This is a genomic window from Helicobacter sp. 12S02232-10 (assembly GCF_002272895.1).
GTDB lineage: Bacteria > Campylobacterota > Campylobacteria > Campylobacterales > Helicobacteraceae > Helicobacter_J.
In genome coordinates, this window is sequence record NZ_MLAQ01000029.1 from 1 (window position 1) to 1,639 (window position 1,639).

Consider the following 1,639-nt stretch of genomic DNA (forward strand, 5'->3'; position numbering starts at 1 on the left):
AAACATCACCAATAAGATTTATAAAGTCGATAGCTATGGGGCAGAATTGGTGAAGGAATTAAATTAAGGAATCAGAGGTTTTGCCCTCTATAGCAATATGGAGATGACTAAATCCTCATCAATCAATATAAGGATAAACCAATGGATCAAGATATCAAAACTTTCACTCTCAAAGATGGAAGAGAGATTACTTTAAAAGAGCCTACTATCTTGCAACTAGAATCTGCCCAAAAGAAAAGCAAAGACGAACTCAGTGTTGCAAAATATCTTTTAGTGGATATGTCTGAAGGCGAACTCACTATCGATTCTATCAATCAAATGGGAATTAGAGAGTTTAAAAGACTTTTAGAATGTATCAAAGAGTTTATAGGATTTGATCCAAAGGACTAAGAGAAGGCATAGCCATCATTGGTTATGCCTTGCATTTTGGTTTAAAAGATATCAAAGATATGGAATGGAGTGAGTTTGAAGACTACATTAGGATTGCTAAGAAGATTTTGGAGGCAAGAAGTGGAATTTGAAAGGGATTTATTGTTTTATATCCATTTAACTCACTTGTTTAAAAAAATCAAGATTAAAAATAATTTTTTAACCAAAGGAATCCTATGACTTCAGAAATTACACTGGATATCAAAGCTAATTTAGATGACTTGAATAAATCCATCAGTAGAATTGCAAGGGCTACAAAGCTTGATTTAGGTCTTAATCTGAAAAAATCCATCGAAGATGCAACCAAAGGATTAAAGCTAGGATTAAAAAATAATATGCCTACAAATGAAATCAAGGAACTGAAAGCTAAAATCAAAGAAGCAACAAAGGTGGAATTAAGACTTAAAACTGATAAGGCAATGAATGATTTAAAAGTCATTGCCACTCAATTTGTAGGAACTTTTTATGCTTTTAAAAAATTTATTACCTCCCCTGTCTCTGCTTCTTTGGATTTCAATACTGCTATCAATGAAATCAATAAATTCTCCAACTTCTCCCATAAAGAATTAGAAGGTTTTAAAAAAGATATGTTTGGTTTAGGCAAAAGCAATGGAATGGATTTAAAAGACATTCTAAAAATAGGAGAACTCTCTGCACAACTTGGCGTAGCAAAGAATGATTTAAAAGACTTCACTCAAAATGCCATCAATCTTAAAATCGGATTAGGGATTACTCAAGAAGAAGCAGTCAATTTCAGCAGTAGCCTATCTAAAACTTTTAATCTAGGCATTACTGATTTGCAAACATTTGGCGATGAGGTTACCCAAATGGCTCAATCTACAGGGCAATCAGCTAAAAAAATATTAGAAGTCACTCAATCCACTCTATCAGGGGCAAAAGCATTTGGACTATCTGCTCAAGAAACATCAGCACTAAGCACGGCATTTCTCTCTGTAGGACTTGATAGTTCAGAGGCAAGCAGTTCTATCAATAAGTTTTTTACAGAACTCAATAATATCGATAATGCTTCAGAAGGCTTTAAACAAGCCTTACAAAAAATGGGACTAGATGCTAAGGTCTTAAAAGAAGATATTCAAAATAACCCACAAGAAGCCATTAAAGATTTGTTCCATTCTTTAAATGATTTAGATGATTCAGAACGCTTTGGTGTGATATCTGAAATCTTTGGCAAAAAGATGGCAAATGATAT

2 protein-coding genes are annotated in these 1,639 nt (G+C 33.3%); both read left to right on the plus strand.

Translation table 11 applies throughout. From position 1 onward, the window contains the following. Positions 1 to 141: 141 nt before the first annotated feature. Positions 142 to 390, plus strand: coding sequence for a phage tail assembly protein (locus BKH41_RS09490; RefSeq protein WP_095299411.1), 249 nt, complete (start codon positions 142 to 144; stop codon positions 388 to 390). 215 nt (positions 391 to 605) lie between these two features. Continuing rightward, positions 606 to 1,639 (plus strand): phage tail tape measure protein (locus BKH41_RS09495; protein WP_095299413.1); only part of this gene is annotated, 1,034 nt, incomplete at its 3' end.